Here is a 13,938-nt window from a genome sequence, read left to right as displayed (position 1 = left end):
CCAGAGCAGGTTTCCCGAGCAGCTTCTGGCCGGCGGCGCTGGTGGCTTCAAACCCCAGTAGGCCAGCGCTGGCAGCCAGGAGATGCCAAAGCAGGAGCTGCGGCTCTGGACCACCGCTTTGGCTGAAGACCGCCAGCAGGCTGAAGACAAAGCCCAGCAGAACCCCGGTGCGGCAGAGGGGCTCCGGCAACCAGAGCTGATCCAGATCAATCAGCAGCAGCGGAAGCAGCAGGGTCACCAGGCACCAGCCGGCCAGCAGCTGCAGAACGGCCGGGGCCTGCCCCAGAGCTTCGGGATGGCCGAGGGCTGCCGCCAGAAACAGACCTCCGCTAAGCAGCTCCACCGCCGGGTAGCGCAGGCTGATGGGGCTGTCGCAGTGGCGGCAACGGCCGCGCAGCAGCAGCCAGCTGAGAACCGGGATGTTCTCGCTCCAGCCCAGGCCCGTGCCGCAGTGGGGGCAGTGGCTGCGGGGCATGACCACGGACTCCTGGCGGGGATAACGCCAGGCGACGACGTTCAAAAAACTGCCGATGCACAGACCCAGCGCAGTGATCAGCAGCAGAACCGTGCTGGGAAGAGTGCTGAGCATCAGAGACCCCGGTAGGGCGAGCGGGAGGGACGGCTGCGGGACGGGCGGGACCGGACCCAGTCCAGTGGGATGAACTGCTCCTCGGGCAGGAGCACCGGCAGTTCAAAAACCACCCGCCCTTGCCCTGGGCTCAGCACAATCCCCTGGGGCTCCAGGGCCGAGACGGAGCGCTCAAGGAACTGGAAGTAAATCCTCCGCGCCTGGGCAATCACCGCGGCGCTATTGATCCGATCCCAACGGGGGTGCGCAGATACAGAAGAACCCACCGCGCCTCGAATCTCAAAGGAGAGAGGAGCTGATGGGTTGATACGACTGGGCTGAGGAGCAACCGATGTGGGAGGACCGTGTCCGCCAGTTGCGCCCCAGCCTAGGGGTGAAGTTGGCTCAGGCCAGCTTCTTTTTCTCTTCGATCATGCGGTGAATGATCGGGGTCAGGATCAGCTCCATCGCGAAGCCCATCTTGCCGCCGTTCACCACGATCGAGGTGGGGCTGGACATGAACGAATCGTGGATCATGTCGAGCAGGTAAGTGAAGTCGATCCCCCACTTCTCGCGCGCACCCTTGCGGAAGTGAATGATCACGAAGGACTCATCCGGGGTGGGGATGTTCCGGATCATGAAGGGGTTCGAGGTGTCCACGGTGGGGACACGCTGGAAGTTGATGTCGGTCTGGCTGAACTGCGGGCAGATGTGGTTGATGTAATCCGGCATCCGGCGCAGGATCGTGTCAACGGTGGCCTCGGCGGAGTAGCCGCGCTCAGCGTTGTCACGCGAGATCTTTTGGATCCACTCCAGGTTGACGATGGGCACAACGCCCACCAGCAGGTCAGCGAGGCCAGCGACGTCGTAGCCCTCGCCCTTAACGCCGCCGTGGAGGCCTTCGTAGAAGAGCAGGTCGGTACCTGAGGGGATGTTCTCCCAGGGGGTGAACTGGCCGGGCTCGAGGTTGGTGCCGAGGCGGGCGTTGTGGTCAGCGGCTTCTTCCACGGAGTGGAGGTAGTAGCGCTTCTGGCCAGCGCCGGTTTCGCTGTAGCTGCGGAAGAGCTCTTCGAGCTTGTCGAACAGGTTGGCCTCAGGGCCGAAGTGGGAGAAGTTCTCGCCATTGGCCAGGGCCGCGCCCATGGCCTCTTTCATGGCGGCCCGCTCGTAGCGGTGGTAGCTATCGCCTTCCACCACCGCAGGGGTGATCCCCTCGCGCTTGAAGATGTGCTCAAAGGCACGCTTCACAGTGCTGGTGCCTGCGCCGGAGGAACCGGTGACAGCAACAACCGGGTGACGCTTCGACATGCGCAGGGATCGGTGGAACTAGCGGCGAGTTTGGCAGGTCGCGTGGCCAATCCCGCCGATCCGTTGATCCCTGTTGCTTTAGGCCTCGAGGGCGGCCAGCAGTTGATCGCCCATGGCCTTGCAGCCCAGTTGGGTGCAGTCCTCGGCCATCAGATCACCGGTGCGATAGCCCTGCGCCAGGACCCGGTCCACGGCCTGCTCGAGGGCGGTCGCGGCGGCGTCTTGCTGGAGACCCACCCGCAGCATCATCGCGGCGCTCAGCACCATGGCCATCGGGTTGGCCTTGTCCTGGCGCGCAATGTCGGGGGCAGAACCGTGGATCGGTTCAAACAGGCCAGGGCCGCTTTCGCCTAGTGAGGCTGAGGGCAGCATGCCGATGGAGCCGCTGAGCATCGCGGCCTCATCGCTAAGGATGTCGCCAAAGAGATTGCTGGTGAGCAGCACGTCGAACTGACGGGGGTTGCGCACGAGTTGCATCGCGGCGTTGTCCACGTACATGTGGCTCAGCTCCACGCCCGCATAGCTGCTGGCGTGGAGGGCTTCAACGCGATCGCGCCAGAGTTGGCTGACATCCAGCACGTTGGCTTTGTCGACGCTGCAGAGGCGGCCGCTGCGCTGCTGGGCAATGTCAAAGCCCACCTTGGCGATGCGATCGATCTCATCATCGAAATAGGCCATGGTGTTGAAACCACGCACCCGGCCGTCGGCCTCAACGCGGCCCTTCGGAGTGCCGAAGTAGACGCCCCCGGTGAGTTCGCGAACCACCATCAGGTCGACCCCTTCGATCACCTCGCGCTTGAGGGTGGAGGCATCGATCAGCGCCGGGATGATCTTCACCGGACGCAGGTTGGCGAAGAGCCCCATGCCGGAGCGCAGGCCCAGCAGCCCTGTCTCCGGACGCTTCTCGCGGGGCAGGGTGTCGTATTGCGGCGAGCCGATGGCGGCGAGAAGCACGGCATCGGCGGCCTTGCAGGCCTCGAGGGTGCTGGCGGGCAGGGGTTCGCCGGTGGCGTCGATGGCGCACCCCCCCATGGGCTGCTCGTTGTAGACCAGCTCAAAGCCATGGCTGCGGCTGACCGCGTCCAGCATTTGGCGGGCCACCGCCGTGATCTCAGGACCGATCCCGTCACCGGGGAGCAGGGTGATCCGGAAGCTGGTCATCGACGTCCGCCTGGGCTTCGGGGGAGGCTACGGCTTGACTTGTTTTTCCAGTTGGCGGAGCGCCTTGCCGAGCTCGGGCAGCTTGTTGAAGGCCGCTGAGCAGCGCAGCCAGAGGCGGTTGGGGATGGCGGGATAGCCGCTGACGACCTCACCGGCGGCCACTTCCCCGTGGACCCCGGACTTGGAGGAGGCGATGGAGCGATCGCCCATGACGGCCTTGTTGGCGAGGCCCACCTGGCCGGCCAGGATCACGCCGTTCCCCAGCTTGGCGCCGCCGGCAATGCCGACCTGGGCCGCCAGGGCGCAGCCCTTGCCCGTGGTGACGCCGTGGCCGATGTGGACCAGGTTGTCGATCTTGCTGCCAGCGCCTATCCGGGTTTCGCCGACGGAGGGGCGATCGATGGTGCTGCCGCAGCCCACCTCTACGGCATCCTCGAGGACCACCAGGCCGGTCTGGGGCATCTTGCGCCAGCCGCTGGCGGTGGGCACAAAGCCAAACCCTTCACTGCCGACGACGGCATTGGAGTGCACCACGCAGGCGCGTCCCAGTCGGGAGCCGGGGTGCAGGACGGCGCCGGCATGCAGTTCACAGCCATCGCCGATCTGCACGTCGTCGTAGATGACGACGTTGGGGTGGATCGTGCAGGAGGCGCCGATTTGCACGTCGCTGCCGATCACTACGTTGGCGCCGACATGGCTCCCCATGCCCACCACCGCCTCCGGTGCAATCACGGCGCTGGGGTGAACACCCGGAGCCTTGGGGGCACGGGGGTAGAGGGTGTCGAGGGTCTCGGCAAAACCCAGCCGCGGGTCAGCCAGGGCGACCCAGGCCATGCCCTTGGCCGTGGCTTCCGCCTGGGCGGCCTCACATTCGTTGCCCTTGGCGGGCAGCAGCACGGCGCTGGCGCCGCTGGCATTGAGGGCGGCCGCCAGGGCATTGCCAGCCTCAAGAAAACTGATCTGACCGCTGAGGGCCTGGTCGAGGGCGGCGGCGGCACCCAGCTCCGGGTCCTCCCCGAGGTGGTGCTGAAGGGACTGGATCCCACCTGCGGCCTTCACCTCGCTCAGTTGGCTGAGCAGTTGGCTGAAGCGCATCGGCGGCGGGGGGATGTGCTGCGGATGGTAGGCCGATTTCTCAGGTCTCAGCTTGAGGCGATGACGACGAGGTGGTCCCGATGAATGACCACTCCGCTCTGGCCCTGATCCCCCTCCAATTCATCGCTTGCTAGGGCGCTGAGGCCCCGGGCGAGCTCCCGCCCGTCCTCGCCCAGAACACGCACGGCTTCGCGCCGGCCAAAGGAGCCGTCCACGCTGCGGACCCCGACGGCCAGCAGCGAGGCTCCCTGCTCCAGCAGCGCACGCTCCGCTCCGGCATCCACGGTGATGCTGCCCTTGGGCAGCAGGGCATGGGCCAGCCAACCCTTGCGGTTGCTCAGGGGGGTCTCACTGGGGCGGAACAGCGTCCCCAGTTGTTCGCCGGCCAAGACCGCTTCCAGTACAGCGGGATCGCGGCCATCGGCCAGGCGCACCTGAATGCCGCTGGCGGTGGCGATGCGCGCGGCCGAGAGCTTGGTGGTCATCCCGCCGGTGCCCCAGCGGCCCCCGCCTTTGGCCACCCCGGCCAAGGCCTCGATCTCGGCTAGGGACTTGACCTCAGGGATCGGCTTGGCGCCGGCATCGCTGCGGGGATCGCCGGAGTAGAGGCTGTCGATGTCGGTCAGCAGGACCAGCTCATCGGCCTGGATCGCAACCGCCGCCAGGGCGGAGAGGGTGTCGTTATCGCCAAAGCGCAGCTCATCGGTCGCGAGGGTGTCGTTCTCGTTGATCACCGGGGTGACGCCCCAGCTGAGCAACTGCTCCAGGGTGCGGCAGGCGTTCTGGTAGCGGCGCCTGGAGGCCAGATCGGCACGGGTCAGCAGCACCTGGGCGACGCAGCGCCCGCGGGCGGCAAAGGCCTGGTCGTAGAGGGTCATCAGTCGCCCCTGGCCCACGGCGGCTGAGGCCTGCAGACCCTCCAGCTCCGTCGGTCGCTCGCCCAGTTGCAGGGCCTGGCAACCCAGGCCAACGGCGCCACTGGTCACGAGCACCACGGGCTCCTCCCGTTGCCAGAGGCCGCAGAGGCTGGCGGCTAGGTCGTTAATCACCTGCTCGGTTCCGCGGCTACCGGAGCCCCGCAGAACACTGGTGCCGACTTTGATGACCCGGCGCATCCCCATCGTCAGGAGAGCTCCGCTCCAGCCAGTTGGGCCAACTTCACCTCAAAGCGCTGCCAGTGCTCATGGCGGCAGGGCTGACCGGCGGCGTCAATCGGTTTGACCAGCACGGTGTACATCCCGAGTCGATTGCCGGCCAGCACATCGGTGAACACCCGATCGCCGACCATCGCGACCTGGGCGGCGGGGAGATCGAGCTGTTGCAAGACCCGGCGCAGGGGGGAGCGCCGCGGCTTACCGGCGCTGGTGGTGAAGTCCACGCCCAGACGCTCGGCGACGCCGCCAATGCGGGCCCGGGAGGGGTTGTTGCTGAAGAGGTGCAGCGGCACGGTCTCCTGCGCCCGTTTCAGCCAGGCCTCCATCGGTTCGGGGAGGCTGGAGCCCCGGTGGGGCAGCAGGGTCCGGTCCACATCCAGCACCAGGGCCCTGATCCCCTGGGCCAGCAGGCCATGCAGGGGAAGGTCCACCAGGGTTCCAGCCGCCACCAGATTGGGCTGCAGCAGTTCGGAGACGGAAAGGCGGGTCACCGAATCAGTCGTCACCGAGCTCGCGGTCCTCGAGTTCTGCCTCGATCCGGGGCTGAACGCGTTCGAACTCCTCGCCCTCCACAAGCACGCCCTCGCCGTTTTCCATGCGGGCCACGACAAAGAAGGGATCCAGGGGGATGAACAGGCCGTATTCCTTGTCCTCGGCCCGGAACTGGATCAGCATTTCGTAGAGGTCGGTTTCATCGTCCTCATCGCCGTCGAGCTCGTCCTCGTCGTACTCCTCGGGATCGGGTTCCTCCAGGTCCCCGCTGACGGTCAGGGTGACGGCGGAGCGCACCAGGGTCAGGTCGTGCTCCTGCAGCACCACATCGGCCACCGAGAGGATCGGCTCGGCATGGCTGAGCTCTTCGATGACCTCGTCTTCGCCGTTCTCGTTTTCGGCGATCTGCACCAGGCAGACCGGGGTGTCGACGGGGGTCAGCAGGGCGTAGTCCTTGCCGTCCAGGGGAATCAGTTGCTCAAGGAAGCAGAGCAGCTGGCGCCCGCTCTGGTCCCGCACCAGCACGGTCGGGACATCACCGGTGCCGTTGATGCTGGGGCCGTCAGTGCTCATGGCGCATGGGGGAGATGGCCTAAGGATGCCTGGGCATCGGACTCCAGGCCATGGGCTGGGGTCGCCTTGCTGACCGCTGCCGGCTCCGGCCCCTCCTGGAGCCACTGCTCGAGCAGCAGGGCGGCGGCGGCGCTATCGAGGGCGCCGCTGCGGTCCCCCCGCAGGCCAAAGCGCTCCCCGGCATCCCAACTGCTGGCGTATTCATTCACAAAGGCCAGGGGTAGGTCCAGGTCCCGGGCCAGGCGTTCGCCGTAGCGGCGGCAGTGCTCCGCTTGGGCAGTGGGTTGCTGCTGGGCATCCAGCGGGAGTCCCACCACCAGGGCCAGGATCCGCCGTTCCCGCACCAAGGCCTGGAGCTGCTGCAGGTCCGCGGGATAGCGGCCCCGGTGCAGCGCCGGAAGGGGTTTGACCGTCAGGCCCAGGGGGTCACAGCCGGCTAGGCCGATGCGTTTCCGGCCGACATCCAGGGAGAGCACCGAGCGGGGTGCGGGGGCGGCCATCAGCGCTCGAGGGGCGTTGGGATTGGCTTCTGACCCGGCTGCAGCTGGCCAAGGACCGCCTCCAGCTTGCGGCTGACCCCTTGGCTGGTCTGCGGGGCATGGCGGCGCCAGACGCTGCGGGCCATCACCACCTCTTCCCCTTCGGGCGCCATCCCCAGGCTTTGCAGCCATTGGTTGTGCTCGTGCTTGAGGACATCACTGCGGATCAGCACTTCACCGAGGCCCTGGGCGCTCTGCTCCAGCAGCAGGTGCAGGGGTTGCCCCAGCAGGTGCTGCCAGCCGGGGTGGAGGCTCAGCTCCAGTTCTGGGATCTCTCGGCTGCCGGGGCGCAGCCGCCGGACCCCAGCCACCGCTTGCTGGCGACTGGTGTCCATCAGCATCCAGCTGGGCTGTTCGCTTTGATCGAGTAGATCATCCACGCGGCGATCAAGCAGTTGCCGCAACTGGGCCGGCAGGGCGGCCTGCTCGAGTTGCCACATCGACAGGGCGCTCCGGCGATTGAGTGGCAGCAGCTGTAAGTCCGAGGGCAGGGCGCGATCGAGCTGTTTCTGGGGCGGTTCCCAGCGCCAGAGTGTTTCTTGGCGGAGTTGCTGGAAGCCCTGTTGCCGCAGCAGACCCAAGCGATTGCTGTCGGTGCTGGGGCTGGTGGCGATCCAACTGGCGGCGCTCGGACTGCCCTGGATGGCGGCGCGCACCAGGGCGGCCTCAATCGCCATGCGTCCGGCTTCTCCGGCCTCCAGGCTGGCCTCACTGCTGCGCAGGTGTTGGATCTGCCAGCAGCTGCCGCTGCGGTTCAGTCGTTGACTGACAACCAGTCCCAGGGGGGTCTGGGGGTCGCGGAAGGCCACGAAGGTCTCCGAGGCCAGGGGCGGTCGCGGGGCGAGACGTTGCAGCAGCCGCTCGGGCCCCTGCAACAGCAGGGATCGCTGCAGCAGAGGCAGGAGATCGCTGAAGCAGGGTTCCTGCAGAAAAGGCAGCTGCCATCCCCGCAGCGGCTTCACCTGAAGGCTTGGTTGAGCAGCTGAGGACACGGCGGCGCCGAAGGGGCCTCCTTCAATGGTATGGGCGATTGCTAGTTCGGGCGAACCAGCACCAGTGGGGTGAGCTCGTTGGCGTTGCCGGCGGGGTTGGGCTTGAGGGCCCGCTCCAGCAGCGCCTCATCGCAGCCGGGGCTGGAGGCCAGCACCTTGACCCGACCGAGGTCGTTGACATCCACAACGGCGACGGCGACGCCGAGCTCGGCGGCCAGTTGGCGGCAGACCTCGCTGCTTTGAACCGGACCCAGGACGATGGTCTGGTCGTAGGGCGGAGTGGTGCCGGTGACGTCGTCGATCAGGCGGGCCTGTTCACCGGCCAGCCGATAGAACCAACCCTTGGAGCCCACGAGCTTGAGGGCGGTGCCGGCGAGCCAGGCACAGAGCACGCGCGCCGGACCGACGTTGTCGATCAGGGTCTGCAGGCCGCAGGCGGTGGCCAGGGAGCTGGTGGGGTGGAAGACCCGGCAGAGCAGACGGGCCAGGCTGGAGGGCTGCAGGTTGGCCGGGTGGTTGTAGCGGCCCTGCATGACTGCCAGCGGGGTCTCGCCGATGGTCAGGACATCCCCGGGCTGCAGCACGGCGCCGGCGTAGTGCTGGAGGACCTCGGCGGGATCGTCGAGGGTTCCGAGCAGATGGGTGCGAATCGGCAACACGCTGCAGCGATCACCCTGGCGCCAGGTCGCGCTGGAGCTCTTCGCTGGGGCCGGACGGCGCAGGGGAATCAGCACCCCATCGCGTTGTTGCAGCCGGCCGAAGGGGCCGTAGTTGATCCAGAGGATCTCCAGCCAGAGGGTGTCCAGCAGGTTGCGCAGGTCGCTGCCGGCTGGGGCCTCAAGCGTGATCAGCGCTTCGGCTTGGGTGGTCTTGCGCCCTTTGACGATGTAGGCGAACCAGTAGCCATCGGCGCGGGCCTCCTCATCGGGGTGCTGCGGGCTCAGGCTGCAGCGCACGTTGACCCCAGAGAGGTCCGCGCGTCCAAGCAGGGTGGGTTTGAGTTCAATCTCGGGAACAAAGACCTCCATCCGCCGGTGTGGGTTGCGGATGCTCAGGGTTCCCTTGACCTGCCATTGGCTGTCGGAGACCCGCTGCACCTTCCAACCGCTGCTGCTGAGCCGCAGGGGTGAGGCGGGCCGCAGGCGATGGCGCAGCTCCAGCCAGAGCAACGCCAACCCAAAGACCAGGGCGGCGATCAGGACAACAGCAAACAGGGCGGCCAACGGCGGAGCTTTGCGTTCTGCGGGAGCGTAGGTCGTGCAGCAGAAAAACCCGCTTAGCGTTTCGGCATTGCGGTGGTGAGCCCCGATGCGCAAGACCTTCGTTCTCGATACGAATGTGTTGCTGCATGACCCCCAGGCCCTCACACGCTTTGAAGACAACGCGGTGGTGATCCCGATCGAGGTGGTCGAGGAGATCGACCGCTTCAAGAAGGACCCCTCCGAGAAGGGCCGCAATGCGCGCCAGATCTCGCGCCTGCTCGATGCCCTGCGGGAGAAGGGGAACCTGGCGGATGGCGTGCCGATTGATGAGGGCAGTGGCGGCACGCTGCAGGTGGTCTTCTGCCGCAGCGAGACCCTGGCCCAGTTGCCGCCGGAGCTCAAGGGCGGCAGCGGTGACAACAACATCCTGGCGGTGGCGCTGGAGCAGCTCCGCTCCGGCTTGATTGCCGATCAACCCCCGGTGGTGCTGGTCACCAAGGACACCAACCTGCGGATCAAGGCCGATGCCGTCGGCCTGACCGCTCAGGACTACACCACCGACAAGGTCGACATCGCTGACCTCTACGCCGGTGTGAGTGAGCTATCGGCCAGTGCAACGGCGATGGACACCCTCAAGAGCGAGGGGGGGCTGCCGCTCACGGAGCTTCCCTCCGCTGAAGGGGCCGACCTCCAGACCAATGAGGGGGTCACCTTGGTGGATCAGGCCCAACCCAATCACACGCTGCTCGCGCGTTTTGATGCCCAGCATCAGCGGCTGGTGCCGCTGCTACGCAGCACGCGGGCCCGCCTGGGCAAGGTCTCGCCCCGCAACCGCGAGCAGACTTTTGCCTTGGATCTGCTGCTGGATCCCTCGGTGCAACTCCTGACCCTGGTGGGGAAGGCCGGGACGGGGAAAACCCTGCTGGCCCTGGCGGCGGGCCTGCACCAGGTGGCGGATGAACAGCTGTATGAACGCCTGCTGGTGACCCGGCCGGTGATCTCGCTGGGTAAAGAGATCGGCTTTCTGCCCGGCAGCCTCGAGGAAAAGATGGGCCCCTGGATGCAGCCGATCATCGACAACCTTGATTTCCTGCTCGGCAACAGCCCTGAAGAGGAGGGCCGTTCGGGAGCCAAGGGCGCCTCGGGGCCTGCGACTCGTGCCGGCACCAATCGGGCCCCCCGCAGCAACTGGACGGACCTCAAGGGGATGGGGCTCCTGGAGGTGGAGGCGATCAGCTACATCCGCGGTCGCTCGATTCCGCGGCAGTACATGGTGGTGGATGAGGCCCAGAACCTCACTCCCCACGAGGTCAAAACGATCGTCACCCGGGTGGGTGAGGGCACCAAGATCGTCTTCACCGGTGACCCCTATCAGATCGACAATCCCTATGTGGATGCCGAGAGCAACGGCCTGACCTGGCTGGTGGAGCGCTTCAAAGGGCAGCCGCTCGCCGGCCACATCACTTTGATCCGCGGCGAACGCAGCGAACTGGCGGAGCTGGCGGCGAACCTGCTTTGACTTAGCAATCCAGGCAGGAGCGGCGTTCGGTGTCGCTGATGTCGCCGCGTTCGCGTTGCCATTGGCGCCGCCGTAGCCGCTCATAGGCCTGGCAGAACTCCTCGCCCAGGGCGCTGCGCAGGTTGGTATCGGCGCTGAACGCATCCAGGGCTTCACCCAGATCGGCGGGCAGCCGCTGGCATTGGCCCGGTGTGAGCGGGTTGGCGTAGTTGTCGTTGTCGCGGCGCGGGCCTGGCTCGAGCTGCCGTTCAATCCCATCGAGCCCCGCCGCCAGCACCGCTGCTTGCAGCAGGTAGGGGTGGGTGGAGCCGTCCGGCAGCCGCAGTTCAAGGCGCTGCCCATCGGGGATGCGCACCATGTGGGTGCGGTTGTTGCCGGTGTAGCTGATCCCGCCTGGGCTCCAGGTGGCGCCGGAGGTGGTCGGCTGTGCGGCAAGGCGCCGGTAACTGTTCACCGTGGGGTTGGTGATGGCGCAGAGCGCCGGTGCGTGCTCGATGAGTCCGCCAAGGAAGTGATAGGCCAGCGAGGAGAGCCCGAGCTCACCGTTGGGGTCGTGGAACAGATTGCCCCCGGCCATGGCACTTCCGTTGGCTCCCCAAAGGGAGAGGTGGGTGTGGCAGCCGTTGCCGGTGAGGGCGGCGAAGGGTTTGGCCATAAAGCTGGCCCGCAGACCCTGTTGCTCCGCCATCGCCTTCACCATCACCTTGAAGAAGGCATGGCGATCCGCAGTGGTGAGGGCTTCGGCGAAGGTCCAGTTGATCTCGAACTGGCCGTTGGCATCCTCGTGGTCGGCTTGGTAGGGCCCCCAGCCCAGCTGCTCCATCGCGGTGAGCAAGGGCCCGATGAGGCCGAACTGGCGCATCAGCGCCAGCTGGTCGTAACAGGGTTTTTCCTGATGATCGGCGGTGTCGGCGATCGCGGCGCCATCGGGGCTGAGCAGGAAAAATTCCGCCTCAACGCCGCTGCGCAGCTCGTAGCCGAGTGCCGCTGCTCGTTGCTGCTGCCGGCGCAGCAGGCGCCGTGGGCACTGCGCCATGGGGTCGCCATTCAGTGTGAGCTCGGCGGCCACCCAGCCCACACCCGGTTGCCAGGGCAAGGGTGTGAGGCTGCTGGGATCGGGAATCGCCATCACATCCCCAGCGGCGGGGGAGAGGTCGAGCCAGGCGGCAAAGCCGGCAAAGCCGGCTCCATCGCCAGCCATGGCTGCGGCCGCTGACGCGGGGACCAACTTGGCCCGCTGCATCCCGAACAGATCGGTAAACGACATCAGCAGGAACTGAAGCCCGAGCTCCTGCATCTGTGCGTTCAGGGTTGGGGAAGGAGTGTTCATGCCGGAGTGGGGTTGCGGAATTAGAGGGCGATGGGTTGGGCGAGCAGCTCGGCCACGATGCGCTGCAGCTGCTGTTGCTCGGCAGCACTGCTGTGGGGGTTGCCGGCGCGGTGCCCCAGCTCGGACTGGATCAGATGCCACTGCGCCCCGGGGATCGCAGCGGCGTCAACCGCCAAATCGTCGGGGGTGAAGTAGAGGTCGTGGCTGCCGGCCACCACTGCTGTGCGGGCCCTGATCGCCGCCAGGGTGGTGGGCAGGTCGCTGCCGGCTGCGACATCGTGCGCGAGCCAGGTGTCGAGCATGGCGATCAGATCGCGCGGATCATGGCGCTGGTAGTGGGGCAACCACTGCTGTTCCACGTGTTGCTCCACCGGCTCCTGTACGCCGCGGAAAAACGGCTGACTCGCCGCCCAGCTGGCATAGATCAGCGCGTAGGTGCGCAGCCCCTGCTCAGGCGGTGCTGAAAAGCACGAGCCAGTCCAGTGCGCATCGGCGGTGAGCGCCTGGCGCAAGCTGAGGCAGAACAGACGGTTGTGCGTTGAGGTGCGCGTGGTGCCGCAGACGCAGCAGATGCGCTCCACAAGCTCGGGCTGATCCACGGCCCACTGGTAGGCCTGCTGCGCTCCCATTGACCATCCGTAGATCAGGGCGAGCCGTTCGGCCCCAAATGCCTCCTTCAACAGTTGGTGTTGGGCGGCCACATTGTCGCGATGGCTCACCACCCAACCCTGCTCGGCCAGACCCATGGCTCCATGGCTGGGGCTGCTGGAGGCGCCGTTGCCGAATTGACCGGCAATCACGATGCAGTAGCGATCGGGATCAAGAACGGGGCCAGCTAGCCAGGCCAGATCCTCGGGCCGGGCACCGTAGGAAGTGGGAACGAGGATCAGGTTGGAGCGATCGGCATTGAGCTCGCCGATCTTCAGGTAGGTGATCTGGGCATCAGGGATGGTCTGGCCGCAGCCCAGAGGCCAATCCCCGAGATGGTGCTGCCGCAACTGGCCTGTCATGCAGCCAGCGCCGCAAGGTTGCGCAGTAGGCCGCGATGGACGTTGATGTAGCCCTGATCGAGATGCTGCAAGGCCGGAGCCACATAGCGGTGGGCTTCGGGCAGGGCGTGGAAGGGTATGGAGGCGTAGAGGTGGTGTTCGGCGTGGAACGGCATGTTCCACATCAGCCAGCGCAGCGGCTGCAGCGTGAGCGTGGTGCGGGTGTTGCGGGTGCCGTCATCGCCGAAGCTGCAGCCGCCGTGCTCGGCCAGCAACACGAAGCGCAGCAGGGGTTGTCCCACCGCCAGGGGGAGCAACCAGGCCCAGAAGAGCAGCCCATTACCGGCGGGAATCGAGGCCAGCAGCAGAAGGCCGTAGAGCCCGAACTGCAGCCGCACCGATCGCGTGACCTGAGCGGCTGCTTCCTCAGGGATATAGGGGCAGCCGCTGAAATTCCCCAGCAAGGCGCGTATGTGGCCGCGGAGTTTGCCAATCCACCAGGTCACGCCGCTGAGCTCAAGGAGATAGGCGGGCACGGTGCTGGGTGCCGGATCCTCCAGTTCCGGATCGAGCCCGGGCTGATGGGTGTAGCGGTGATGCCACTGGTGATAGCGGCGATAGAAATCGGCGTTGTAAAAGCTCAGGACCCCGGCCCACCAGGCCACCGTGTCGTTGAGGCGGCGGTCGGCGAAGGCGGTGCGGTGGCCGCACTCGTGCATGGCGCAAAAGCAGAACGCCAGGCCAGTGCCCAGCAGTACCAGTGCCATCAACCGCAGAGGCAGCGGTAGATCTGTGTGCAGCCAAACCGAAGCGCTCAACGCGATCAACGCTGCATGGCTGATCGTTCGACGCCAACCTGCGGAATTGCTGCGTCGATTCAGTTCCGCCAGCTGGTCGGGAGGGATCAGCGCTGGGCTGGCAGGCTTGGCGGCCATCGCTGAATCAAACTGACGTCCGTACTGTCTGTCAGCGGCCCAGCGGTTGACCGTTCAGACTGAACTTCAATGTCCCAGCGC

General features: G+C 66.4%; 15 protein-coding genes. 1 reads left to right on the top strand and 14 read right to left on the bottom strand.

Features of this window, described 5'->3' with window-relative positions; genetic code table 11:
• The 11 genes from CB0205_RS0111330 to CB0205_RS0111280 form a co-directional block, all read right to left on the bottom strand.
• On the bottom strand, positions 1 to 589 hold a 589-nt coding region (locus tag CB0205_RS0111330), incomplete at its 3' end, for an A24 family peptidase (RefSeq protein WP_010317441.1).
• Positions 589 to 855: a hypothetical protein gene (locus CB0205_RS0111325; RefSeq protein WP_083797937.1), complete on the bottom strand. Its 267-nt coding sequence runs from the start codon at positions 853 to 855 to the stop codon at positions 589 to 591. The genes CB0205_RS0111325 and CB0205_RS0111330, both read right to left, overlap by 1 nt.
• 118 nt (positions 856 to 973) lie before the next feature.
• Positions 974 to 1,876: a phosphoribulokinase gene (locus CB0205_RS0111320; protein ID WP_010317437.1), complete on the bottom strand. Its 903-nt coding sequence runs from the start codon at positions 1,874 to 1,876 to the stop codon at positions 974 to 976.
• A 78-nt stretch (positions 1,877 to 1,954) separates the two neighbouring features.
• Positions 1,955 to 3,037: a 3-isopropylmalate dehydrogenase gene (leuB, locus tag CB0205_RS0111315; protein ID WP_010317434.1), complete on the bottom strand. Its 1,083-nt coding sequence runs from the start codon at positions 3,035 to 3,037 to the stop codon at positions 1,955 to 1,957.
• Between the two features lie 27 nt (positions 3,038 to 3,064).
• Positions 3,065 to 4,132 carry a UDP-3-O-(3-hydroxymyristoyl)glucosamine N-acyltransferase gene (gene lpxD, locus CB0205_RS0111310; RefSeq protein ID WP_010317432.1) on the bottom strand — a complete coding sequence of 356 codons (1,068 nt, stop codon included), beginning with the start codon at positions 4,130 to 4,132 and terminating at the stop codon, positions 3,065 to 3,067.
• Positions 4,133 to 4,179: 47 nt separating this feature from the next.
• On the bottom strand, positions 4,180 to 5,247 hold the full coding sequence (gene proB / locus CB0205_RS0111305; protein ID WP_010317430.1) for a glutamate 5-kinase: 1,068 nt from the start codon (positions 5,245 to 5,247) through the stop codon (positions 4,180 to 4,182).
• An 8-nt stretch (positions 5,248 to 5,255) separates the two neighbouring features.
• Positions 5,256 to 5,777 carry a YqeG family HAD IIIA-type phosphatase gene (locus tag CB0205_RS0111300; RefSeq protein WP_029626341.1) on the bottom strand — a complete coding sequence of 174 codons (522 nt, stop codon included), beginning with the start codon at positions 5,775 to 5,777 and terminating at the stop codon, positions 5,256 to 5,258.
• A gap of 4 nt (positions 5,778 to 5,781) precedes the next feature.
• Complete coding sequence (locus tag CB0205_RS0111295; protein WP_010317427.1) at positions 5,782 to 6,351, bottom strand: DUF3727 domain-containing protein; 570 nt, start codon at positions 6,349 to 6,351, stop codon at positions 5,782 to 5,784.
• Entirely contained in the window at positions 6,348 to 6,851 is a 504-nt protein-coding gene (gene ruvX / locus CB0205_RS14765; protein WP_010317425.1) for a Holliday junction resolvase RuvX, read from the bottom strand. The genes CB0205_RS0111295 and ruvX overlap by 4 nt, the downstream gene beginning before the upstream one ends.
• Positions 6,851 to 7,882, bottom strand: a complete 1,032-nt coding sequence (locus tag CB0205_RS0111285; protein ID WP_232197310.1) for a hypothetical protein — start codon at positions 7,880 to 7,882, stop codon at positions 6,851 to 6,853. Before CB0205_RS0111285 ends, ruvX begins: the two co-directional genes overlap by 1 nt.
• 41 nt (positions 7,883 to 7,923) lie before the next feature.
• The gene (locus tag CB0205_RS0111280) at positions 7,924 to 9,105 is read right to left on the bottom strand and encodes a hypothetical protein (protein ID WP_010317421.1); all 1,182 of its coding nucleotides are present in this window, start codon (positions 9,103 to 9,105) and stop codon (positions 7,924 to 7,926) included.
• 85 nt (positions 9,106 to 9,190) lie between these two features.
• On the opposite strand from CB0205_RS0111280, the gene CB0205_RS0111275 reads away from it, so the two are divergent.
• Positions 9,191 to 10,603 carry a PhoH family protein gene (locus tag CB0205_RS0111275; RefSeq protein WP_010317419.1) on the top strand — a complete coding sequence of 471 codons (1,413 nt, stop codon included), beginning with the start codon at positions 9,191 to 9,193 and terminating at the stop codon, positions 10,601 to 10,603.
• A gap of 1 nt (position 10,604) precedes the next feature.
• On the opposite strand, the gene glnT is transcribed toward CB0205_RS0111275, so the two are convergent.
• From glnT to CB0205_RS0111260, 3 genes are read right to left on the bottom strand one after another with little or no spacing between them, the layout of a single operon-like run.
• Positions 10,605 to 11,900 (bottom strand): type III glutamate--ammonia ligase, encoded by a 1,296-nt coding sequence (glnT, locus tag CB0205_RS0111270; RefSeq protein WP_010317417.1) that lies wholly within the window; start codon positions 11,898 to 11,900, stop codon positions 10,605 to 10,607.
• A gap of 53 nt (positions 11,901 to 11,953) precedes the next feature.
• Positions 11,954 to 12,943: an alpha/beta fold hydrolase gene (locus CB0205_RS0111265; protein WP_010317415.1), complete on the bottom strand. Its 990-nt coding sequence runs from the start codon at positions 12,941 to 12,943 to the stop codon at positions 11,954 to 11,956.
• A complete protein-coding gene (locus CB0205_RS0111260; protein ID WP_010317414.1) occupies positions 12,940 to 13,857 on the bottom strand; it encodes a fatty acid desaturase in 918 nt (305 codons plus the stop codon). The genes CB0205_RS0111265 and CB0205_RS0111260 overlap by 4 nt, the downstream gene beginning before the upstream one ends.
• Positions 13,858 to 13,938: the final 81 nt, after the last annotated feature.

This window comes from Synechococcus sp. CB0205 (assembly GCF_000179255.1).
GTDB lineage: Bacteria > Cyanobacteriota > Cyanobacteriia > PCC-6307 > Cyanobiaceae > Vulcanococcus.
Note: the sequence above shows the minus strand (reverse complement) of the source record. Positions and strands in the feature narration are given on the sequence as shown.